20 protein-coding genes and 1 pseudogene are annotated in these 21,762 nt (G+C 64.9%); 12 read left to right on the top strand and 9 right to left on the bottom strand.

The window, feature by feature from the left end; genetic code table 11:
- Nucleotides 1-132: 132 nt before the first annotated feature.
- The gene (locus ACYR7D_RS14950; protein WP_459545190.1) at nucleotides 133-306 is read right to left on the bottom strand and encodes a hypothetical protein; all 174 of its coding nucleotides are present in this window, start codon (nucleotides 304-306) and stop codon (nucleotides 133-135) included.
- Entirely contained in the window at nucleotides 288-719 is a 432-nt protein-coding gene (locus tag ACYR7D_RS14945) for a hypothetical protein (protein WP_459545189.1), read from the bottom strand. The genes ACYR7D_RS14950 and ACYR7D_RS14945 overlap by 19 nt, the downstream gene beginning before the upstream one ends.
- 649 nt (nucleotides 720-1,368) lie before the next feature.
- Here ACYR7D_RS14945 and ACYR7D_RS14940 point away from each other — a divergent pair.
- The 7 genes and pseudogenes from ACYR7D_RS14940 to ACYR7D_RS14910 all read left to right on the top strand — a co-directional run bounded on the left by ACYR7D_RS14940 (nucleotide 1,369) and on the right by ACYR7D_RS14910 (nucleotide 6,803).
- The gene (locus tag ACYR7D_RS14940; protein ID WP_459545188.1) at nucleotides 1,369-2,142 is read left to right on the top strand and encodes a hypothetical protein; all 774 of its coding nucleotides are present in this window, start codon (nucleotides 1,369-1,371) and stop codon (nucleotides 2,140-2,142) included.
- Nucleotides 2,135-2,446, top strand: a complete 312-nt coding sequence (locus tag ACYR7D_RS14935) for a type VII secretion target (protein ID WP_459545187.1) — start codon at nucleotides 2,135-2,137, stop codon at nucleotides 2,444-2,446. Before ACYR7D_RS14940 ends, ACYR7D_RS14935 begins: the two co-directional genes overlap by 8 nt.
- The gene (locus ACYR7D_RS14930) at nucleotides 2,443-3,357 is read left to right on the top strand and encodes a WXG100 family type VII secretion target (RefSeq protein ID WP_459545186.1); all 915 of its coding nucleotides are present in this window, start codon (nucleotides 2,443-2,445) and stop codon (nucleotides 3,355-3,357) included. Before ACYR7D_RS14935 ends, ACYR7D_RS14930 begins: the two co-directional genes overlap by 4 nt.
- Nucleotides 3,358-3,365: 8 nt before the next feature.
- Nucleotides 3,366-3,938, top strand: a complete 573-nt coding sequence (locus ACYR7D_RS14925; RefSeq protein WP_459545185.1) for a hypothetical protein — start codon at nucleotides 3,366-3,368, stop codon at nucleotides 3,936-3,938.
- Between the two features lie 160 nt (nucleotides 3,939-4,098).
- Nucleotides 4,099-4,593, top strand: a pseudogene (locus ACYR7D_RS14920) (IS701 family transposase); the annotation flags it as partial.
- A gap of 430 nt (nucleotides 4,594-5,023) precedes the next feature.
- Nucleotides 5,024-6,223: a helix-turn-helix domain-containing protein gene (locus ACYR7D_RS14915; protein WP_459545184.1), complete on the top strand. Its 1,200-nt coding sequence runs from the start codon at nucleotides 5,024-5,026 to the stop codon at nucleotides 6,221-6,223.
- Nucleotides 6,224-6,236: 13 nt separating this feature from the next.
- Nucleotides 6,237-6,803 (top strand): flavoprotein, encoded by a 567-nt coding sequence (locus ACYR7D_RS14910; protein ID WP_459545183.1) that lies wholly within the window; start codon nucleotides 6,237-6,239, stop codon nucleotides 6,801-6,803.
- 49 nt (nucleotides 6,804-6,852) lie between these two features.
- On the opposite strand, the gene ACYR7D_RS14905 is transcribed toward ACYR7D_RS14910, so the two are convergent.
- The 5 genes from ACYR7D_RS14905 to ACYR7D_RS14885 are packed head-to-tail and all read right to left on the bottom strand — an operon-like array spanning nucleotide 6,853 to nucleotide 16,953.
- Nucleotides 6,853-8,427: a serine/threonine-protein kinase gene (locus ACYR7D_RS14905; RefSeq protein WP_459545182.1), complete on the bottom strand. Its 1,575-nt coding sequence runs from the start codon at nucleotides 8,425-8,427 to the stop codon at nucleotides 6,853-6,855.
- A gap of 48 nt (nucleotides 8,428-8,475) precedes the next feature.
- Nucleotides 8,476-11,652, bottom strand: a complete 3,177-nt coding sequence (locus ACYR7D_RS14900) for a type I restriction endonuclease subunit R (RefSeq protein ID WP_459545181.1) — start codon at nucleotides 11,650-11,652, stop codon at nucleotides 8,476-8,478.
- A gap of 5 nt (nucleotides 11,653-11,657) precedes the next feature.
- A complete protein-coding gene (locus tag ACYR7D_RS14895) occupies nucleotides 11,658-12,962 on the bottom strand; it encodes a restriction endonuclease subunit S (RefSeq protein ID WP_459545180.1) in 1,305 nt (434 codons plus the stop codon).
- A complete protein-coding gene (locus ACYR7D_RS14890; protein WP_459545179.1) occupies nucleotides 12,959-14,944 on the bottom strand; it encodes a type I restriction-modification system subunit M in 1,986 nt (661 codons plus the stop codon). Before ACYR7D_RS14890 ends, ACYR7D_RS14895 begins: the two co-directional genes overlap by 4 nt.
- Nucleotides 14,941-16,953, bottom strand: coding sequence for an N-6 DNA methylase (locus tag ACYR7D_RS14885; protein WP_459545178.1), 2,013 nt, complete (start codon nucleotides 16,951-16,953; stop codon nucleotides 14,941-14,943). The genes ACYR7D_RS14890 and ACYR7D_RS14885 overlap by 4 nt, the downstream gene beginning before the upstream one ends.
- 187 nt (nucleotides 16,954-17,140) lie before the next feature.
- Here ACYR7D_RS14885 and ACYR7D_RS14880 point away from each other — a divergent pair, with 187 nt between their 5' ends.
- The 5 genes from ACYR7D_RS14880 to ACYR7D_RS14860 all read left to right on the top strand — a co-directional run bounded on the left by ACYR7D_RS14880 (nucleotide 17,141) and on the right by ACYR7D_RS14860 (nucleotide 19,650).
- Nucleotides 17,141-17,476 carry a hypothetical protein gene (locus ACYR7D_RS14880; protein WP_459545177.1) on the top strand — a complete coding sequence of 112 codons (336 nt, stop codon included), beginning with the start codon at nucleotides 17,141-17,143 and terminating at the stop codon, nucleotides 17,474-17,476.
- 14 nt (nucleotides 17,477-17,490) lie between these two features.
- Nucleotides 17,491-17,790, top strand: a complete 300-nt coding sequence (locus ACYR7D_RS14875) for a hypothetical protein (RefSeq protein WP_459545176.1) — start codon at nucleotides 17,491-17,493, stop codon at nucleotides 17,788-17,790.
- A 126-nt stretch (nucleotides 17,791-17,916) separates the two neighbouring features.
- Nucleotides 17,917-18,510, top strand: coding sequence for a DUF4352 domain-containing protein (locus tag ACYR7D_RS14870; protein WP_459545175.1), 594 nt, complete (start codon nucleotides 17,917-17,919; stop codon nucleotides 18,508-18,510).
- Nucleotide 18,511: 1 nt separating this feature from the next.
- On the top strand, nucleotides 18,512-19,054 hold the full coding sequence (locus ACYR7D_RS14865; RefSeq protein ID WP_459545174.1) for a hypothetical protein: 543 nt from the start codon (nucleotides 18,512-18,514) through the stop codon (nucleotides 19,052-19,054).
- Nucleotides 19,051-19,650 (top strand): exonuclease domain-containing protein, encoded by a 600-nt coding sequence (locus ACYR7D_RS14860; RefSeq protein ID WP_459545173.1) that lies wholly within the window; start codon nucleotides 19,051-19,053, stop codon nucleotides 19,648-19,650. The genes ACYR7D_RS14865 and ACYR7D_RS14860 overlap by 4 nt, the downstream gene beginning before the upstream one ends.
- A gap of 65 nt (nucleotides 19,651-19,715) precedes the next feature.
- On the opposite strand, the gene ACYR7D_RS14855 is transcribed toward ACYR7D_RS14860, so the two are convergent.
- Together ACYR7D_RS14855 and ACYR7D_RS14850 are read right to left on the bottom strand one after the other, a co-directional pair.
- A complete protein-coding gene (locus tag ACYR7D_RS14855; RefSeq protein ID WP_459545172.1) occupies nucleotides 19,716-20,420 on the bottom strand; it encodes a GDSL-type esterase/lipase family protein in 705 nt (234 codons plus the stop codon).
- Complete coding sequence (locus ACYR7D_RS14850; protein WP_459545171.1) at nucleotides 20,389-21,744, bottom strand: helix-turn-helix domain-containing protein; 1,356 nt, start codon at nucleotides 21,742-21,744, stop codon at nucleotides 20,389-20,391. Before ACYR7D_RS14850 ends, ACYR7D_RS14855 begins: the two co-directional genes overlap by 32 nt.
- Nucleotides 21,745-21,762 lie beyond the last annotated feature (18 nt).

Genomic DNA, 21,762 nt, shown 5'->3' with positions numbered 1-21,762 from the left:
CGTGGCGCTGTTCCGGGAATGAACGGTGCTCGGCTGCGACGAGCCGAGGCAATACCTCGCCGCCGGATCAGCCCTGTTCCGGCTGCGTCTTCCGGCTACCGGTGGCGCCCCACCGAAACGAACAGCGAACTCTCACGTTTCGTTTCCGACGGCTCGGCACAGCCGCAGGTTTCCGGCATAGGCCTTGCCGGCGGGCGTCACCGGTGCGTACTCGCCGGTGACCTTCCGGGCATCACCGTCTTCGAGCCGGACCACGCGGAATTCCCATTCCGGCGTACACCCGTCGCTCAGGGCAGCGGCAGGCACGAACTACCGGTGTTCAGCCCCTGCCCGAGCACATCCACTTCGATGTACTTCGCCGACGTGTACTGCCCCGGAACGAACTGCTGAGCGGTGATGTTCTGCCGCCCCGTATATTTCGGCGTCCATTCGAACGTCGCCGTCCCGCTCTCCGGGCGATAGACGGCCTGCCCCAGCCGCTCACCGTTACCCGGAACCGCACCACCACTGTTGATGATGGTGATCTCGCCCGCTTCCGACGGCGGTGCGTCGACTGTCGCCGTCACCGTGTAGGAGCAGCCCGCCAGCACTCCCTCCGGCCCGGCGGCGACCTCCACTCCGGTCACGGCCGCTCCCGCGACCGGTGCCGTATACGCTGCTGCCACGCCCATCGCACTCAGCACTGCGGCGAAACCGAAACGACGAATATCGCTGTGCATTCAGAACCTTTCCCGACTTCCGGTGGGGACGATCCGAGCGTCTCACACTTCCGCCCGGGGCGCGCCGGTCCCGCGCTCACCGCCCGACCCGCGCCCAGGTCGGCGGGGCTTCAGCACGAGCCGAAAGCCATCCTGGTGAATCCCCGGGCGCGTGCCGCGATTGGCATGGACGGCCTGCGTGAACTGTTCACCATGAACTCGGCGTGCATAGTCCAGGGTGTGGTAGGTGGCGTAGATCCATACGACCACTTGATGATCCGCGGAGCATCACTTGCAGACCTGCCGCATCAAGAGCTCCTTCTCCTTGGAGCCCAGCGATTCGAAGGCCGGGTCCAGGCCGGCTGCGGAGGCGACACTGTTCTGCACCTCGCGGCACGGGTTGTAGAGATTGGAGAAGGTGTGCGGGGGCCGAAGTCGTATCAGGGCCGCGGTTGCTCACGGCCTCTTCGCTGGGCCGGCTGCAACCGGATCCGGTGAGCACCGAAGCGGCGATGGCTACCACATGGTTTGACAAACACCGGGCCGGCGGTGAGGCTGAACCGGCAAACACCAACGGGCAGGGCTCGTAAATTTTTGGGGGATAGTCTCGATACCAAGTCAGCGCGTTCGTTCCGACTGCCGAAGCAGTGCTATTTCGTTAGGTACCGCCATGCCAGCACAGGAATACAACGGTTTCTTCAACCACTACGACGATCCGGACGAGTTCTGGGACGAGGAACCTCTGGTTCCGATTACGCCGACTGCCCAGCCACGGACACCGCCCGCCGCACCATCGAAACCGCCCGTGCAGACGCCGCCGTTCGGAAGCCGGTCAGACACTTCCGAGCCGCCGCGAACCGGGTCTCCGTTCGTATCAATGGAGGTCGATCGCGGCTTCCTTCCGACACGAATCTCGATCGGCGCAGGTTGGGTCCACCAAGTGGCGCCACACGAGGCCGGCGATGAGTTGATGCGGGCGTATCACAAGGCTGCGGCGGACCGTCTGCAGCGTGTCTATTCTTCGGGACGATGGCCGACGCCGCAGGAGGTTTTCGAATCGGCAGTTCCGGATCGGCGCACCATCATGATGATGCTTCTCGAGACGGCAACCTGGGACGAGTACAGCAGCCTCCAGCGGACAATTGTGAAAGATGCTGTGCTGGACGTCTTCGGGAAGGTCGCGCTCAACGGAGAGCGCCCGGTTTCGCTGACTGCCGACAGGCACTATGTGTTATCGATTCGTATCGGGTCGTGGTGGGCGGCGGCGGTGGACCCTTACGCGATCGTTGACGAAGTCCTGTGGTGCGCGAACGAAATACGCTCGATCAGAGCAAGGTTCGTGCCCGATCACAACTATTCGAGTTACAGCGACGAGGACCTGGAATATCAGCTGAAGCGCCATCGCGAACAATTGATCGGGGAAGGAACCCGCCGCCGTGTCTGATGAACTGTACATCGCGCTCAACACCATGCTGCACGCAGCCAACAAATGCGACGAAGCAGCCGACAACCTGGACAAAGCCGCCGGCAGGACTTCCGGTGTCGAAATCAGCAAAGAAAGCGCGGGAACGTTCGCGCTGACCATCGAAAAATACGCCACAGTTCCCGAGTACGTCCGTGCCCGAGTCAATGAGGGCGCTACCGTGATGCGCGATATCGCGGTCGTGCTCCGGCAGGTCCGGGATACCTACGAAGCCGAGGATGCGGCCTTCGGCCAAGCTCTCGGCAACCAAGGAGCAGACCTGTGACCTCGCCCGTCGTCGAGACCGACAGTGTCGCCGAGCTGAGGCGCGCGATCGCTACGATTCGCTCGAACAAGAGCGCGATGGCCAACCTGCCACAAGAGGTCCAGAACTGGTGCGGTGATCTCGTCGCTCTCGTGCGGACCGGCGGAATAGTATCAGCGGTCGGCTCCCTCGGGATCACAACGGCCATCGACGAGAGCGTCGTCATTCCCAAGATCTGGGGGTACCGGGATGATATCAACCACGCTCTGGGGGAGACGTGGAAAAAGCTCGATGAAATGGATCCGGGACTCGAGGTGCCGGTGACGTTCCTGAAGTTTGCGGATGAGTGGCGGAACATCAAAGGGGATATCGACAATGCGGGTAACTCGTTTTCCGAGACCGATCTACGAGGAAACTGGACCGGTGACGCAGCGAACCGGTTCTGGGCGATGCGCGACCGCCAGAAAACGGCGTTCACCTCGATGTCCGAAATGTGCGAAACGGTAGCAACCAACCTCGAAGATGTTGCCGAGGCCGAATTGAAGCTGTATGCCGACCTGGCCACCCACACTCGAGACCTGGTCGAGAAAGTGACCGCGCTGGTCGGTAGTTTCCTCGGATCTTTTTTCAACCTACCGTGGGGCCCGGTATCAACGCTGGGTGATGTCGCGGCCGCAGTGCTGGCGGCCAAGGGATTCATCCTGGATGTCTCCACCGCTGTCGCGGACAGCGCATTCGCGAATACCAAGGCCGCCAACACGATCGCCCAAGCCGCCTCGGTGCAGGCGGGCATTCCGGGTAACGTGTGGCCTCCGGGTGCGGTGGCCTACCCCGGTAGCAGTCCCAATGACAAGGAACGCATCACCGAAGCGATCGGCGATGCCTCAACACAGGACGGCGACAAGTCGGACTGGTCGATCGGAAGCTCGTGAAACCTATCGTGAAGGCGCGCCGGGCATCGGCTGCAATCGCCATCTTTTCCGCACTGGCCGCAGGCTGCACACCATCCACTCAGCCGGGACCCACTCCGGAACCGTCGCACGCCGGGCTCACCACCCGTGATGTCTGCGAGTCACTGGAGAGTTTGTTCGCCAAAGAGTTTCGGGCAGTCGACGTGGAAGCACAGTCCATTACGGACGGCCCTCTTTTCGATGAGCCCATCGCGATAAGCGCTTCGTGCGAAGTGTCCAGCGGTTCGGACAATGCCCTCTACGGCAAGATCGGAATTCGACACACACCCGAGGACTCGAACCCGCTCGGCCCCTCGAAAGCGAACTATGTCGAGACCACCGTGGACGGCGAAAATGTCCTGGTCTTCGATAAGCGCAAGGACCCGAAGTGGGCGATGTCGTCGGTGGAGATCGCGACATCGATCGACGGGTGGTTCGGAGAGTTGCGGATCGATCCAGCCGCTACCCGGACCACGGAAGGTTCGCTGACGTTCACCGAGGAAGAACAGCAGACCGCAGCGCGATACCTCATCGAGACCGTCAGGAAGGCGGCCGCGGTCTGAGAATCGGGCGAGGGGGATCCGCGGTCCGCACGTCCCGGCGGACCGGATACTGCTCGGGGTCGAGCCTGAGTGCGGGAAATCAGCTCCCACGCCGATTCCGTGGCCGCAACATCGAGATGACCGTGCACACCAGCCGGTAGCCGGGACGCCCAGCAAGGATGTGGAGGTCCGTCCCGGCTACGGGCTGGTTGCGGGGCGTTTCTATCGTGCGGAGCCGCGGTTGCGGGCGCGGATGTATGTACAGGGGTTGCTGGCGCCGTCGGCGGGGAAGAATGGCTGGACGCTTGCCGAAGCGGCCGGGGATCTGACACCGGACGGGATACAGCGGCTGTTGAACAAGGCCGCGTGGGACGCCGACGGTGTCCGCGATGACGTATGCGCTTATGCGGTCGAGTATCTCGGTGATCCCGATGGGGTGTTGATCGTCGATGAAACCGGGTTCCTCAAAAATGGAGTGAAATCAGCTGGGGTGCAACGGCAATACTCGGGTACGGCAGGGCGCATAGAGAACTGCCAACTGGGTGTCTTCTGCGCTTATACCACCGGCAAGGGCCGCACGCTGATCGATCGGGAGTTGTATCTGCCGGAGTCGTGGACCGAGGACCGCGCCCGTTGCCGGGAGGCGAACGTGCCTGATAGCGTGGAATTCGAATCGACTCGGCATGTTCGAACCCGGGCACCACCACCGCCTCGGCGGCGAATTCGCACAGATGTTGCGCGACAACGAATCCCGAAACAATCGGACCGGTGTCGGCAATTATTGTGAAAGAAAGTCGATAACCATGCTTTCGGGTAAGTGCATCGAGGTCCGTCCCGTTGCCGGAAACATCTCTCCGGATATAGCCGATTGCTGCCCTTTGTTCGCGCACCGCACCCCTCGCATCTACTGTTCACTCCCTTGGTTGGCAAGCTCCCGCCCTCGAGGATCCGCACTGGCTCATCGGCAGGTGGTTCTCGACCCGACGGCGGGGCCGTTACAGACTTTGTGCGTCTGTTCACACCGGGAGTGCCACACGATCGCCACAATCGGACCCTGGGCATGATCGCTGGTTGCGTTGCGCGCGAACCCGTATCACGCTGGGTACATGCGAAAAAAGCAGGGGGCGAACGTCGGTGATCGAATTGGGGAGATCAGGAAGTTGCGTGGTCTCACCCAGCAGGGACTCGCCCGACAGGCCAATGTTTCCTATTCGCTGTTGCGAAAGGTCGAACGCGGTGAGCGTCCAGCGAGCCCCAGTTCCATCGCGGCTGTGTCCCGTGCAATGTCGGTGAGCGTCACCGACATTACGGAGCAACCCTACGGAGCGCGCAACGCCACACCCGAATCCGAGCAGTCGGGTGTGCCCGCACTACGGCAGGCATTGGTCGAAGGCGATGATCCCGACCTCGAGACCGCTATACGTTCCCTGAGCGTCCTGCGTGCAAACTTGGCGGAAATCAAGGGATGGGACCGCAGGACCAAGCATGCCGAGGTTGTTCGCGCCCTGCCGGACACACTGCGCCATCTACATCGTGCCGCCCATGACCTTCCGATGGACGACCAGCCGGCCGTGCGGGAACTGCTTGCGGCGGCCTACTCGTACGCGGTGGTATCCCTGTACCGGCTGGGACATCTCGATCTCGCACACTTGGCCGATGAACGCGCCCGCGCCTACGGGGCGCTCGGCGATGATCCGCTCCGGGCCGCGGTCACCGAATGGAACCATGCCCTGATACTGCTGTTCGACGGGTCCTACCGGGTGGGACTGCGGTCTATAGACCGCACTGCCGCACTCGCCGACCTCGCACCGAGCAGTGCCGCGATCTCGGCGGTCCGCGGCGCTCTGCACTTGCGGGCCGCTGTCCTGGCCGCCCGGACCGGAGAGAGCGATCTGGCGGACAGCCATCTGGCAGAGGCCGCCTCCCATACCTTTCCGGGGCAAGAGCGCGCCAACTACTACGGGACAAAGTTCAGCGCCGTCAACGTCGATATCCATCGCGTCGCGGTACCCGTGGAAGCCTACGACGGCACTACAGCCGTCTCGCGAGCCGCCACGATCACCCTTCCACCGGAGACCGCCCCGAGCCGCAGTGGACACTACTGGATCCACCTCTCTCGCGCATGGTTCCTGCACGGCGACCGTCGTCGATCCCTCGAAGCCCTGCACCAGGCTCGTGGTATCGCTCCTCAACTCACGCGTTACCACCCTCAGGTACACGAAACCATCCGCGCTCTCGCGACAACTGACGCGCGATCCACCATCAGTCCGGCCAACTTCGCCGGCTGGTGCGGAATCCAAAGCTGACATCATGAGGCGTATGAACGACCAGGGAGAACCAGTTCTTTATGCCATTGTCACCGGCTCACCCGCCGCCCGGGATGTCAGCAAACTCGTTGCCCTCGCCCAAGCCGACGGATGGGATGTCTGCGTTGTCGCATCCCCCGATGGCCGTCGCTTCATCGACACCGAACAGCTGGCCGCCCAGACCGGGCACATCGTCCGAAGTCAGTACAAAGAGCCCGGCACCGCCGATGTGCTCCCGCCCGCCGATGCCATGATCGCCGCACCGATCACCTGTAACTCGCTCGCGAAGTGGGCTGCGGGTATTTCCGACACCCTTCCTCTCGGACTCTTGGTCGAGGCAGTGGGCAAACAACTTCCCGTAGTCGCGATGCCGTTCTCCAATCGAGCTCAGATCAGCTTCCCAGCCGTCCAAGCCGCCATCCGGAACCTCTCGAACTGGGGGGTCACGATGCTCGTCGGCGACGAAGTCTACAAACAGCACGAGCCCGGCACAGGTGAGAACTACCTCGATCTGTTCCCTTGGGAAACCGCCTGGCGCGCCCTGCTCGACCACCCTGCACGTACCGGCGGGAATCGTTAGATTCCGCGAAAGTCGTCGGATCGCCGCTGCCGGCGCTTCCGCTGCGTGACTACCGGTGGCCTTCGGCAGCTTCCGATAGCAACTGGTTCCGTAGGTCGTCGACTTCGCGGGTCATCGGATCGTCCGCGCCGCGGAGGACGCAGAGGTCGGTGTACAGCGCCTCGAGCAGTTCCAGTGCTGCGGGGTGATCGCCGATCCCGGCGAGGATCTCGGCGAGGTCGCGGCGCATTTCGAGAGCGAGTTCGCAGCTGTCGCTGTCCGCCGCGACGACTTCGGTGAGTATGCCGCGCATGGCGGTCAGCCCGCCGTCGATATCGCCGAGGTCCATCTGGCACCGGGCGGCGATCGCGCGTGCCTCCCAGGCCGATTCGCTGAACTTGCCTTCGACGCGGCGGTACGCCTCGGCCAGGGATTCCAGTTCTGTGCGTGCCCGGCGGCTTTCACCGCCGAGCGCCCAGGCCGCCGCCATATCCCGGCGCAGCGCGAGCACCTCGGAGCTGTCCGGGCCGCGCGCTTCGGCCGCGTTGTCGAGCACAGCGGCCAGGGCGTCGGCGGCTTGTGCGAAGCGTTCGGCTTCGAGGAGTTCGTCGTACCGGCCGCGGGCGTTGTCCAGTGCGGAATCGAGGTGGGCGGCGGTCAGCGGCGCGGTGGGTTCGGCGGCGACGCCGTGCGTACGGGTCGGCTCGACCTGCGTGGTTTCCAGTGGCGCGTTCGGGCGCCGGAAGATGCGGGTGGGGTCGGGCAGGCCGGGCAGGTACACCTCGCCCGGCTCGACGTGCGCGCCCGGACCGGGCAGGAACGGCAGCAACCGTTCGTAGACGGTGTACGCGTCCACCGGCCTGCGCTGCGGTTCTTTCTCCAGCAGGTCCAGCACCAGCTGTTCGAACTCCGCCGGGAGCTCGGGCCGGAGTTCGCGCAGCGGCACCGGCGGGTCCTCCATATGCGCGTGCTGCACGAGATAGGGCGAATCGCTGTCGAAGACTGGGACGCCGCCGACCATCTCGTGGAGCAGGCAGCCCAGCGAGTACAGGTCGGCGCGCGGGGTCAGTTTGTAGCCGTGCATCGCTTCCGGCGCCATATACCGCAGCGTGCCGATGGCCTGGCCCGTCCTGGTGAGTTTGCGCGCGCTCTGGTCCAGGATCGCGGCGATACCGAAGTCGATCACCTTCACCGAACCGTCGCGGGCGATGAGCACGTTGGCGGGCTTCAGGTCGCGATGCACTACCGGCAGGGCGTGCGCGTGGGAGAGCACTGTCGCGATCTGCGCGCCGACCGAGGCCACCCAGGACAGCGGTAACCCGGCGCCCGGCTCGAGGTAATCGAGCAGCTGCACACCGTCGATCAACTCCATCACCAGGTAGACGTGTTCGAAGGACACATCCAGTCCCGCGTCGAACACCTGCGGCACCCCGTGGTGGCGGATACGCGCCGTGACCCGGGCTTCCCGGCGGAAGCGTTCGGCGAACTCCGCCGCCACTTCGCCGGTGTCCACCTGGTCCACCCGGATCTGTTTGACCGCGACGGGCCGGTCGAGCACGCTGTCGTAGCCCTGCCACACCGAGCCCATTCCGCCGGAGCTGATCTGCTGGGTCAGCTCGTAGCGGCCGGCGATCAGTTTCCCCATGTCATCCCCTGCTGTACGTCACTGCGGATGGCGCGGCCCGCCCGTAGTTCAGGCCGCCCCGCCGATACCATGTTGCCGTCTGATCATCCGCCACGCGGCACGACCGAGTTGTTTGTTCAGGGTTTCCTTGAACGCGGGATCGGATTTGCTGAAGTAGCGGCGGCCGAGATTCTGCTGGGTGGCGAAGTTCTCCACCATCTTCTTCTCGAAGACCTCGGCGAACTTCCCCATGAAGTCCTCTTCGTTCTGGTTCGCGACACCGGCGAGCTGCACGCCGGGGTCATCGACCGTCTCCTGCAGGGGTTTGATGAGGTCCGCTTCGGTCAGTTCCGCGCCGAACTTCTCGTTGAACTGCGAGATCAGTTCCGACAGCAACGATTTCTCCGGTTCCTGAGTTCCCCCGGTGCCGTCACCGAACCCCGGCAGCGTCTGGGCACCCTCCGGTGCGAGGCTGATGTCCTGCTCGCCCATTTTCTGGACGCGGAGATAGCTCAGGTCGACCTCGCCGATATCGACCCCGCCGTCCGATACCCGCGGCAGCACGTTCAGCAGGTGTTTGCCGTAGAGGTGCAGCGCCTCGAGGTCGATATCGCGGTAGGGCACGATCTGGGCGAGGAACCCGTATTTGCGCACGTAATCGCGCAGATCCGAGCGGAACGCTTCGGCGGTGTCGTTATCGTCTTCGTCGTCGCTGTGCAGTAGTGCGGCGAAGCGGTTCACCGCCGGCGCGAGGTGCACGTAGAGGTCGGCGTGCAGTTTCTGCCAGACGCTCGCCGATCCGCCGGCTTTCTCTTCGGCCGAGGTGTAGGCGTCGGCGAAGGCCCGGATCTCGTGTTGCAGCAGGATGGGTGGTACCAGCACCTTGTCCTGGGCGAGGTAGAGCAGGTTCGGATCGGTGGGCATGGCTTCGGCCAGCTCGTAGTAGGGCCGGAACGAATCCTGGATCTTGTCGCCGTCGTTGACGAAATCGAGGACCACCAGGTCTTCCTGGCTCTTGCGTTCGTGGGTGCGGTTCAACCGCGACAGCGTCTGCACCGCCGCGATGCCCTTCAACGACTTGTTGACATACATCGTGGTGAGCAGCGGCTGGTCGAACCCGGTCTGGTATTTCTCCGCGACCACCAGGATCCGGTATTCCCGCTGCCCCTTACCGCCGGAGCGGGTGGCGATATCGTCGGCGCGGGTGTAGGCGAAGGCCGCGGGCAGTTCGCTTTCCTTCAGCCCCCCGTTCTCCTTCTCCTCGTTGGTTTCCTCGCCGTCGTAGTCGAGGCTGCCGGAGAACGCGACGAGCACCCCGACGTCCGGATAGCGGGCGGCGTGGCCGGTGATGTCGAGGTGTTCGCGGATCGCGCGGGCCATGGCGACCGCGCTCTTGCGCGAATCGGTGACCACCATGGCCTTGGCCCGGCCGCCGAGCCGGGGCCGGGTGTGGGTGATGAAATGCTCCACGATCACCTGCGCCTGCTGGTGCACGGTGGACGGGTGGGTGGCGGCGAACCGCGCCAGCAAGGTTTTCGCTTTCGACTCCGGCACTTCCCGGTCGTCGGGGTTCTCGTTGACCAGGCGGTAGAAGGTTTTGTAGGTGGTGTAGTTGCGCAGCGGGTCGAGGATGAAACCCTCCTCGATGGCCTGGCGCATGGAGTAGGTGTGGAACGGCTGGTAGCGGTCGCCCTCGAGGGTGCCGAAGGCTTCCAGGGTTTTCGCCTTCGGCGTGGCGGTGAACGCGAAATACGAGAGGTTCTTCGCGTGCCCGCGCGCCTCGGCCTTGCGTTTCAGCCGTTCGTCGAGGGTGAGTTCCACCGCGCCCTCGTCCTCGTCGTCGGTGTCCAGGCCCAGATCGCGCAGCGCCGCCCGCACCGCGGCGGCCGCGTCACCGGACTGTGAGGAATGCGCCTCGTCGACGATCACGGCGAACCGGCCGCCGAGCAGTTCGGCGGGTTCGCGTTTCAGGAAATCCAGTAGCGCGGGGAAGGTCTGCAGGGTGATCGGGATGATCTTGCCCGACTCCTTCGACAGCGCGTCGGCGAGCTGCCGGGATTTCGCGCCCCGCTTCTCGTCGATCTCCACCACCAGGCCCTGCACCCGCTCGAACCCGCCCACGGTGTCCTGGAGCTGGGCGTTGAGGTTGCGGCGGTCGGTGATGATGATGACCTTGTCGAACACCGGGGTGCCCGGTTCCAGGCCCGCCGCCCGCGCCCGCGGGTCGAGTTGTTCGGGGTCGGTGGGGGTGTGCAGGTCGGTGAGGCGGTGCGCGAGCCAGCCGATGGTGTTCGACTTCCCCGACCCGGCCGAGGCCATCACCAGATAGTTGTGGCCCGCGCCGTGTGCCGCGGCGTGCGCGGTGAGTTTCTTGACCACATCCCACTGGTGGTAGCGCGGGAAGATGGTGATGCGGTTCGGTTTCCCGGCCGGGCCCTTGGACGTATCCGTGTGGATGAAGCGTTCCAGCATGTCCAGCCAGTTGTCCGGGTGCCAGATCTGCTCCCACAGGTACGAGGTGGCGTACTTGCCGGGTTCGGTGGGGGGCGGGTTGCCGGCGCCGCCGGGCTGCCCCGGCCCCTCCGAACCGGTGTTCAAGGGCAGGAAACGGGTGTGTTTGCCCTTCAACTGGGTAGTGACGAACACCAGGTGCGGGTCGACGGCGAAGTTCGCGACCACCCGCTGCCGGAAGATCAGCTCGCTGGGGTCGCGCTCCTCGCGGTACTGCTTCTTGGCGTCCTCCACGGTCTGGCCGGTGAGGGGATTCTTCAGCTCGGCGGTGGCGACAGGGATGCCGTTCAACAGCAGAGCGAGATCGAGGCGGTTGCCCTTGTCGGCGAGCTTGGTGGCATAGGGCAGTTCGCGGACGACGGTGAGACGATTGGCGCGGTAGGCGTCGAGGGCGGCGTCGGAGGTGACGAGGTTGGGCTTGAAGTACGCGAGCCGGATCTTGACTCCGTGATCCTTCACCCCCGACCGCAGCACCTCGATCAGGCCCTTGGCGCCCAACTGCTGGTCGAGCACCTTCAGGAAGCCGCGCTGGGCGTCATCGGGATCATTGCCGTAATAGGAGCGCAGCTCCTCCCATTCCTCCCGCTGCGTGGCGCCGATGAACTCGAACAACTCGCCCGCGTCCACCCCCAGCTCCGCGCGATACTCGTGCGGGTTGCCCGCGCGCCAACCGGATTCCAGCATGGCGGCGACAATGGCGTCGCCGAAGGTGAGTTCGTGGTGGACCGGGCTCATCGGAGCTATACCCCCTGGGTGGTGTTTCTGCCTGAAGCGGTGGAGACGTCGAACTGGCCGGTTACGGCGGCGGTGATGAGGGCTCGGCGACGCTCGGACAGGAGCGCTACCTGCCTCTCGACCTTGTCGACAAGGTTGTCGACTACCGCGTTCGCGGCGCGAATGTTCTCGACGAGTGCACGTTGCTCCGCAATTTCAGGCAAAGGGATTTTCAAGGCCTGCAGGTCCGGAACATAGATCGTCTTGTGTGTAGAGCCCATAGCCAACCGGCCGAGAAGATCGGGCCGCATCGCCCGTAAACACCACAGGAGGAAATACGGGTCCAGCAGAGGACCGCAGGTCCAAGTGACGAAGTCTTGGCTGGTCGCCATATCTCGTCCCATCACCGCCGAGTAGCCGGCAGACGCGGTCCGGCACAGCACCACAGTGCCCTTGGGGTGGAGCTCGGCCGCCGAGTTCTGCAGACCTACCTGGCTGATCATCTCACGGGTGTCTACCAAGTCCTCCCGGCGATCGTCGCGGATCTGCTGAACTTCACCGGTTGTGATCCATGGAATGGTGCAGTCGGTCCACCACTCCGGCCTCGACCGGCTGGGGGTATGTCCGCTGCCCATCCTCGCCAGCAGACCCAGGCGAACTTCTGGCCAATGCGAGGGAAGACTTTCTGTCCAAGGAAGATTCGACTCTTTGCGATCGGGGAATTCCGCACCGGAAACCGCTGATAGCACTTGCGCTCGACGGCGCTCCATCAATTTCGTTTCGAGCCGAACCGATGCGGATACGAGCTGATCGATTCGGGTGGTCTCGGTGTCGAGGAAGTCGGCGATGCGGCGCTGCCCCTCCAGATCGGGAACCGCGATTCTCTCGCCGAGGACATCGCTCGTAGAGAGATGCTTGACGGTGGTCGAGAATGTCAGATCGTTGATGATCTCGAGCGCTTCCGGCAATGCGTATGCCACGAAACGTATGTCCACATCCGGTTCGGGGCGCAGCGCGCACATACGCTGATTGAGCGCCGCGGGGCCGCGATCCCAGACCTGCAAGTTGAAATCGCCGTCCATTCCGATGACGACGTCGCCATTCTGGAGCAAGGCCGACTGCGGCACATCACCGCTTACGTAGGTTTCGAACTCCCGAGCACCGAGATCCCTGATCCTCACCAAGGGCAGATCACCGGAAGGGCCGAACGCGTCCGACGGAAAAGGGTGCCCGTTCCTCGCGCTGACAAGGTCGCGCACTCTCCGCACTTCCCACCCTGCGGGCACACCCACACCGGCCGTCTCGGATTTGACTTGCCAGGCAAGGCTCATTGCGTGACCTCCCCCAACAGCTCCTGTATCTCCGCCTCCAGCGCCTTCAGTTCAGCGTCGATCTCCGCCAATGGGCGCGGCGGTTGGTATACGTAGAAGTGGCGAGTAAATGGAATCTCGTATCCGACCTTCGTCTTGCTGTGATCGATCCACGCGTCCGGCACATGGGGCAACACCTCACGAGCGAGGTATTCCTCGATGTCCTCGTCCAGTGGAACATTTTCGTAGTCGCGGAGTTCCGGGTCGGGTTCCGGCTCCCCTTTGACCTGCTGCAGTTCGCCTTTCGGGTCGCGCACACCGAGCGCGTCGCGCAGCAGTTTGGCGAACGGTGCCCCGGTGAGCCAGGGTTCGCCAGCGCCGACCACCGCGTCCTTCAATGCCGTGATGGCGTCCGTCTTCGCCTGCCACACCGAGCCGATCAGCGGCTGGAGCAGCTTCCGGAAGTCGTCGGTATCGGAGTATGCCTTGCGGACCGGCGCGGCCGAGGCGAGTTTGCCCAACGCTTCCTCCGTCAACTCGAAGCGCAACCGCAGCGGCCGTTCGACGGTGATGCGCCGGTAACCGAAGTCGCTGTTGACGAATACCTTCACCTTGTCGTGTTTCGGATGGTCCGGGTCGGCGGCGATATCGAGAGCGTCGCGGTAGATGCGGGTGACCTCCGCGATCTGCTCCGGGGAGATCATCTTGCGCTTGTCACCCAGCGATTTCCGCATCTTCTGCCAGTAGTCGCGGGCATCGAGCAGGACCACCTTGCCCTGCTGCTCCGGCGACTTCCGGTTGGTGAGAATCCAGAAGTAGGTGGAGATACCGGTGTTGTAGAACAGTTGGTCCGGCAGTGCGACAACTGCTTCCAGCCAGTCGTTTTCGATGATCCAGCGGCGGATATTCGACTCCCCGGATTCCGCGGCGCCAGTAAACAGCGGCGACCCGTTGAAGACGATGGCGACCCGGCTCCCTCCGGAGGAAGCCGGTTTCATCTTGCTGATCATATGCTGCAGGAACAGCAGGGAGCCGTCGTTGATCCGGGGCAGGCCGGCACCGAAGCGCCCGGCGTCACCGAGGTGCTTGTGCTCCCATTCGACCTGTTCCTTGACCTTCTTCCACTCCACCCCGAACGGCGGGTTGGCGAGCAGGTAGTCGGCGCGGATGTCCTTGTGCCCGGGGTCGCTGAAGGAGTTGCCGAAGGCGATATTGTCGGGGTTCTGCCCCTTGATCATCAGGTCGGACCGGCAGATCGCCCACGATTCCGGGTTGAGTTCCTGCCCGTACACCTCCACCCGCGCCTGCGGGTTGAGGCTTTTGATGTGTTCCTCGGCCGAGCTCAGCATGCCGCCGGTGCCGCAGGCCGGGTCGAGGACGCGGCGGGTGACACCGGGCCGCCCGATCAGTTCCTCGTCGGGGGCGATGAGCAGGTTCACCATCAGCTCGATCACCTCGCGCGGGGTGAAGTGTTCACCGGCGGTTTCGTTGGACTGTTCGGCGAAGCGCCGGATCAGTTCCTCGAACACGTAGCCCATGTTGTGGTTGGAGACCCGCTCGGGATGCAGGTCCAGGTCGGCGAACTTGCCCACCACCTTGTACAGCAGATCCGCGCTGTCCAACCGTTTCACCTGCTGGGCGAATTCGTACTTCTCCAGCACCTCGCGGGCGTTCGGGGAGAAGCCGCCGATGTAGGTGAGGAGGTTCTTCATCACGTGCGAGGGATCGCCGAGCACCTTTTTGAGGGTGAGGTCGGTGGCGTTGTAGAACTCGGTGCCGGCGGCGTCGCGCAGGAACGGGTCGAGGTCGATATCGACCCCCTCCAGTTCCGCCGCCTTCGCCGCGACCTTGTCGCGGGTCGGTTCCAGCACGCACTCCAACCGGCGCAGCACCGTGAACGGCAGGATCACCTTGCCGTAGTCGGACTGTTTGTAATCGCCACGCAGCAGGTCGGCGACCGACCAGGCGTGGTTGGCCAGTTCGGTGTGCTTATCGGTGTTCACTTCCTACCTTCCGGTGCGGTGGTCCGCGCGGCGTCGGCGGGCGGGTCGTGCGGTTCGAGGGCACCGGCGGTGAGACCGGTGCGCATCAGGCCGGTCAGCCGCGCTGCCGAACGGTCGGCGCGGCGGGCGGCCGTGCGTAATCGGTGTAGCCGCCGGAACAGCGCACCGTAGTGCTGCTGCTGTTCCAGCGGGAGCAGGGGGATGCGGAGCCGGTTGGGGACCACCCGGATCGTGGTCGCGCCGAGGGTGGCGGCGGTGTTCTCGGGGCTCGCGGTGAAACCGGCGAGGAACCACGGGTCGAGACGGCCCGGGGTGGGGCGCAGCAGGAAAACATTCGCGCCGAGCAGTGCGCCCGCCTCATCGCTGCCCGCGACGCGGGCGCCGGGATGTTCGTCGCGGATACCGCGCAGCAGCGGCATCACGACATCGCCGGGTTCGATGAGCACCGGGAAACCTGGTCCGTCGGTTTCCAGCACGCCGGAGGGCCCGGTACCGGCAAGGAGATCACGGGCGGTGAGGACGGCCCGGTCGGCGTATCGTTCGAACGCGGACGGCTCCTCGTCGCGGCGTGGCCGGGGCAGGCGGATCTCCAAGGCGCCGCCCTTGGCGAGGTCGGCGACGGTCGCGGTGCGCCAGCCGGGTTCCTCGACGCCGCGGAATTCGGGCAGGTCGTCGAAGGTGTCGCAGAGATCGTCGACGGCAGCCTCCAGTGCCCGCGCCTCACTGCTCACGGCATCGGCGGTACGGTCGGCGTCCACCGCGGCGCTGACATATCGCCCCGGAGTCAAGTCGACATCCTCGCCCAGGACGTCCATCACACGCACCACAGCCGCTACATCGGACGGTGTGCTCAAATCGCTACCGTCGAATGCCCGCCACGCCGCGAGAATCGCTTCGCTCACTTCCGGCGACACGCTCCGGGCTCCTCGGCCCGCCGCCGGAACGAGCCAGGACGTATCCACGAACAACACCTCGTCGGTGCCGCCGGCCCCGGAGGGTGGGTTCCGCAGCACCCACAGCTGCAACCCCAGATGGCGTGGCGGCGCGACGCCGACCGGCAGCCCGATCACGGCGCGTAGCGCCCCCCGGCGCAATAGTTCGCTCCGGATCCGGCGGCCGGGGCCCCGGAACGCCACACCGGGCGGCAGCAGCAGTACCGCGACACCACCGGGCCGTAGATGCGCGAGGGCGTGCTGCACCCACGCCAGTTCCGATTCACCACGCGGCGGCACCCCGTAGGCCCAGCGCGGGTCGAGGGCCAGTTCGTCGGCCCCCCACTCTCGTTGCAGGTAGGGCGGATTGCACAGTACGGCCGACACTTCGAGCCCCGGGAAGGCGTCGGCGAGGAGGCTGTCGCCCACATGAGCGGCCACCGAGACGCCGGGAACATCCAGCGGGACGTTGAGCGCGGTGCGTTGCGCCTGCACGGGCAGGATGTCCTGCCCGAAGCATTCGTGAGCACCGGCCCGGGCCGCCGCGGCGAGCAGCGCTCCGCTGCCACACGCCGGATCCAGCACCGTGTCGACGACCGCCCCGGTGGCGCGGGCGAGTCCGGCCATCAGGTCGGCGATGTCGTCCGGGGTGACGTACACGCCGGTGGTCGGGCTCTCCTCCAGGCCGCGCTCGGCCAACGCCTCGATCGTCGGCCGCAGGCCGGCATCGGCCACAGCGGCGCGCACCGTGCGCAGCACCGCGGATTCGTCCGCGCCGGCCGCCGGATCGACAGCTCCGGGGGCAAGCGCCGCCAACAGTGGCGGAATCTCCTGCGGCGCCACCTGGGCACGTAGCACCGTGCGCAATTCCTGCAGCGGCGATTCCGCGGATTCCACCCCGTGCTCGCGCAGCCATTGCCGCACCTCGGCAAGGTGGAACACCGGCCTCGCTTCGCTCCCACCCGCTGGAGACGGGAAGCCGGGATGCCGCCGCCGCCAGTTGCTGACGGTCGCTCGGGTGACACCGGCCAGCCGGGATATCTCCGCGGCGGTGACCAGTGGGGCGGTGTCGGGCATACGCCTCCTTTCGTCAAACAACAACCTAGGTTGTCGGAGAATCCTCGTCAACCGACAGTTTGACGATTGACAATGTTTTCACTTGTGCTCCGATCAGATGCCGTCTAACGTTCTCGACACACGGCGACCACAGACCGGAACGCCGGCCTTCAACTCCGAATCCCTTTGTTTCGCAAGGAGTAACGCCATGCCCGAGCACCGCGATCACCTCCTCGACCACCGCCGCGACAAGGGCTACCGGCGCCGCCTCGCCGCCCGCGGCCACCGGCCGCTGCGGTTACGGCACGGCGACGACCTCCGTTCCCTGCCGTCGCTCCCCCGGCGCAGCAGGTGCGCGGCCACCGGGAAGATCCGCTACTTCGACCCGGAAACCGCCGAGCTCGTCCTGGCCGGCATCGACCACGACAACCCCAGACGACGGGAGCAGCGGGCCTACCGATGCCCGGAATGCGCGGGCTGGCATCTCACCAGCCAGGCCCGCAACGACAGCAATCCCGCCACCGGCCCCGAGCCGGTGGCCTGAATCCAGGAGACCGCGTGTCCATACGCACCCGTATCACCGCTTCCATCCTCGCCGCCGGTGCGGCCACCGCGCTCACCGTCGGGCTCGGCGCCGGAACGGCCAGTGCCGCAACCCACCTCCGGCACTACTCCGGCTACGACGCCGAATGGGCCTGTAACGCCGACAAAGCCGCCTACGGCCCGGTCACCGGCGCAGTGGTGCTGTGCGACCGGCTGAACAACGGTCGGTACCGGCTCTCGGTAGTGCCCTACGGCGAGATCCCGCTGCACCTGCTGGGACTGATGGCCACCGGCAGCTTCGACGGAATCTCCTGACCGCCCCCGCCGGGCCGCGACCCAAGCGGCCCGGCTCCTTCAACCGCGAACATCCGGCCCCACGGCATGCGCCGCCGGGGCGGAACACGCACGCCCGAATCATTCCGAATCGAGGAGCCCGGTCCGATGACCACCCCCCAGTACCCTCTCCCCTACCCGCAGCCGCCGCGCAAGAGCCGCACCGCCCTCTGGGTCGTCCTCGGCGTTCTCGGCTTCTTCGTCCTGCTCTGCGGTGGCTGCGCCGGCATCATCGCCACCAGCGCCGACAACGCGGACACCCCGAGCGGCACCAGCGTCGTCGCCGGATCCGCACCGGACGGCGGTGAGGAGATCGCGCCCGCCGGATCGGAGGTGCGCGACGGCAAGTTCGCGTTCGTCATCACCCAGGTGGACCCGCCGGTGAAATCGGTGGGCGGCGACTTCCTCAGCAAAGCCGCGCAGGGCGAGTTCGTCCTCGTGCACATCGACGTCACCAACACCAGCGACCAGCCGCAGTCCTACATCGGCAGCAACCAGAAACTCATCGACGCCCAGGGCCGCGAGTTCACCAACGACACCGAGGCGGAGATCTACCTGAACGACGACGTCTACACCGATATCAACCCCGGCAACAAGTTCTCGGTGATCCTCGCCTTCGACGTCCCCGTCGGCACCCGGGCAGCAGCACTGGAGTTCCACGATTCGATGTTCTCCGGTGGCGTCCGGGTCGCGGTGAGCTGAGATGACCGCCGAACCGCTGGACACCACACTGGCGGTACTCGGCCGCTGCGACGACCGGCTCGGGATCTGGCACGTGCACACCGGTTCCGGCCTCGGCCTCTCCCGGCTGACCGGCGCATGGCTGCTCGACGACGAGCGGGTGACCGACATCCGGGGCCTCGTCCACGGCCACCCGGTGGCCGTCGCGAGCGCGGATACAGCTGTGCCCGACTACGTCACGCCCGCCCTGATCGTGGATACCGACGCCACCGTGCGCGCCGTCGAAGACTTCGTTACCGAAGCGGATCGGCGGTTCTCCGAACACCGGGCAGCCACCCGGCACCGGCTGATCTCGCCCCGCTGGCCCCCTATCGAGCACCCCGGCACGGCACGGATACCGGAAACAACCCCGGAACCCATCGCCACGCTGCTGCGACTGGCCCGCGGTTACGCCGGACTCGCCGACAGCTGGGCCGAGTTCGAGAAGCTCCGCCTCTCCCGTAAACCCCTCATTCCGCTCGGCGGGGAACTCCCCCGCCCCCTCCCACTGAAAGCAGTCCGGTGACCAGCACACTGAACTTCGCCGCCTTCGACGTCGAAACCGCCAACCCCAAGTACGGCAGCATCTGCGCGATCGGTATCGCGATCGTGCGCAACGGCCGCCGGGTGGGTACCCACTCGTGGCTCTGCCGCCCACCCGAGCCGGTGCACAGCTTCCATCCCCGCAATACCGGAATCCACGGCATCACCGCCGCCATGGTGGCCGGGCAGCCGAGCTTCGCCCAGCAGCTGGACGCGGCGCTCAGGGTGATCGACGGACTCCCCGTCGTCGCGCACAACGCGGCCTTCGATATGAACGCGGTGACCCAAGCCTGCGGCCACAGCGGGATACCGGTGCCGACCTGGACCTACGGTTGCACCCACCGCTGGGCCCAACAGCATCTGCCGCACCTTCCCCGGCACCGGCTGCCGGATGTGAGCAGCGCCCTCGGCGTCCGCCTGACCACCCATCATCAGGCCGGAGCCGACGCCGCCGCGGCCGCCGATATCGCCCTCGCCCTCGCCGGCCGGGTCGGCGCCCACGACCTGGCAGCGCTCGCGGAAGCGACCGGAACCCGGCTCGGCAGGCTCTCCCCCGCCGGGATCGCGGCCTGCCGGTAGTTCCGGGCGATCCCCGCGAGCTGAAAACGATGAAACGTAATTCCGCATGCGGGGCTGTTGCACGGTCAGGTGACGGTGTCACCTGACCGTGCAACAGCCCCATTGCGGTCTACCTCTCGAGCAATCAGCCTTGCAAGCGGTTCGTGTGAACCACGGCTCAGATGCGCACCATCGACTCCCGCACAGGCGACAGTTGCCGCGTCTGCGAACAGAGCGCGGCGCTTGTAAGCAACACGGCCTATTGCCGCAGCGAGTTCGCGTGACTTGCGCGCGGAGTCAACGTCGTATTCAGAGCTTTGCGCGGCAAACGCAGGCTGGCTGGCATCGAGATGAATCGGACTGACCAGCAGTACCGCCGGTACTCCACCAGTGCGGGTCCAAGCAGTGCGCTCGATATTGTCGATATAACCCTCGAGCGCGGTAGCGACGGCGTCTGCTTCTCGACCGAACTTGGTTTTGAGATCGTTGTTACCCAGCATGATCACCACCATGTCCAAGGGCGAGTGGCTGCGTAGACATGGTTGGAAGTACTTACGGCCATTACGATCATCACGATCCGGGTCGTCGAGGTCGGTGGTACGGCCGCCGAGGCCTTCCTCGATTATGGCGTACCCGTTACCCAATATTTGCTGCAGCCGCCCGGTCCAGCGCACGTCCACTGGCCATCGGCCGCGCTCCCCCGAAGGCTGGCCAAAGGTGTTTGAATCACCGAAACACAAGATGGTAAATGCAGCCGGGTTAACGATCAAGGTCGTATTCCTGAAGTTCATACGGATAACCGAGATGGTCGGCCACGCCGAAGAGTTCATTCGCCTGGATCCAACTTCGACGATTCATGAGTTCATTGGCCAGCTCGTGGGCCAGAGATATATGGCCTACAAATTCTGGGGCCATCGAGCAAGCTCGACGAAGCGTAGCCACGGCCCCTGCATCGTCTCGGCTGCCGATCTGAGCATGAGCGACGTTGACGAGCCGGCGGCTCTGCAGCGTGGGCGGCATACCGCTGCCACCGCTGGTGACGATACCGGCAAGCTTCAGAGCTTCACGCGGCCGATTCGCCGAAACCTCGTTGATGACACCGAAACTAGCGGCTGAGGTGCGACCGAATACATTGGACGGCTCAGGCCTCCTGCGATAGTTGTCTTCCAGCTGCGTCCCAGCAGATTCACATAAACGAAGGAGCCTTCTCGCCTCGCGGTGGTCTCCCGTTCGAGAAGCCGCAAATGCCGCATAGCATAAGAGCTCTCCCCATATTGCGATATGGCGCGGTGTGGCAGTGGACAATCGCGGTTCGATGCCAACGGCAGCCTCCTCGGCATACGCGGCTGCATCATCATACAGCCCGCTTTTTGCCAGGAGCCACGATTGTGATCCTTTGATCGCAGCCCGTGTCAGCTCGTCTCCGCTTTCTGCGGTTAGTGCATCCGCACGGACAAGTGCGAGGGCCGCCAAGTCCGCATGCGCCACGTAGCCAAGAAGATTGGAGGAGGCGTGTAATAGTTGCGCAAGCAGAATATGTACCCGCCGGCGCTTTTCTCCGGTTACCTCCTCGGCAGCGTTGTACACTCCCGCCAACACAGCAGGAAGCGTCCGCTCCATTTCACCCAGCCGGGCCGAAAAGAACAGATGCCAGGTGTCCGCTACCGCAGCCATCATCTCGGACTCATCGACTGGCGGCGCATCGGGGATGCATCCCATAAGCATCCGCCGCAGAGTAGAGATCTTGTCATCGTGTGAGTCGCTGCGCGAACTATCCGAGACCCCGTCGCCGCTCGGCCGGATCATCACCGTAGGTGACCGCGAGCAACCGTTCGGAACTCCGGCAGATTGCGGGGATACGTTAGCGGACGCCGTTCGCTGGTCCTGGTGAAGCGCTGCGTCGAAGCGCGCCCGCTGCTCCTCGTCGAGCCTCCTGCGGGTGGTGTCCATACACTCGGAGTACTTCGCACCCAGGGTGATCTCGGCACCTCTGCGCTCCCATTTGCCGACCGCTTCCAGAGAGCATCCGATCCGGTCGGCGAACTGAACCTGCGTATCCCGCAACGCTGTACGCAGTGCGGCGACCTCGAGCCCGGTCCACTTGATAATCGTCATCTCTCGGCGTTCTCCCCT

It is taken from the genome of Nocardia sp. X0981, from assembly GCF_977089955.1.
This window is presented reverse-complemented; position numbering and strand designations above follow the sequence as displayed.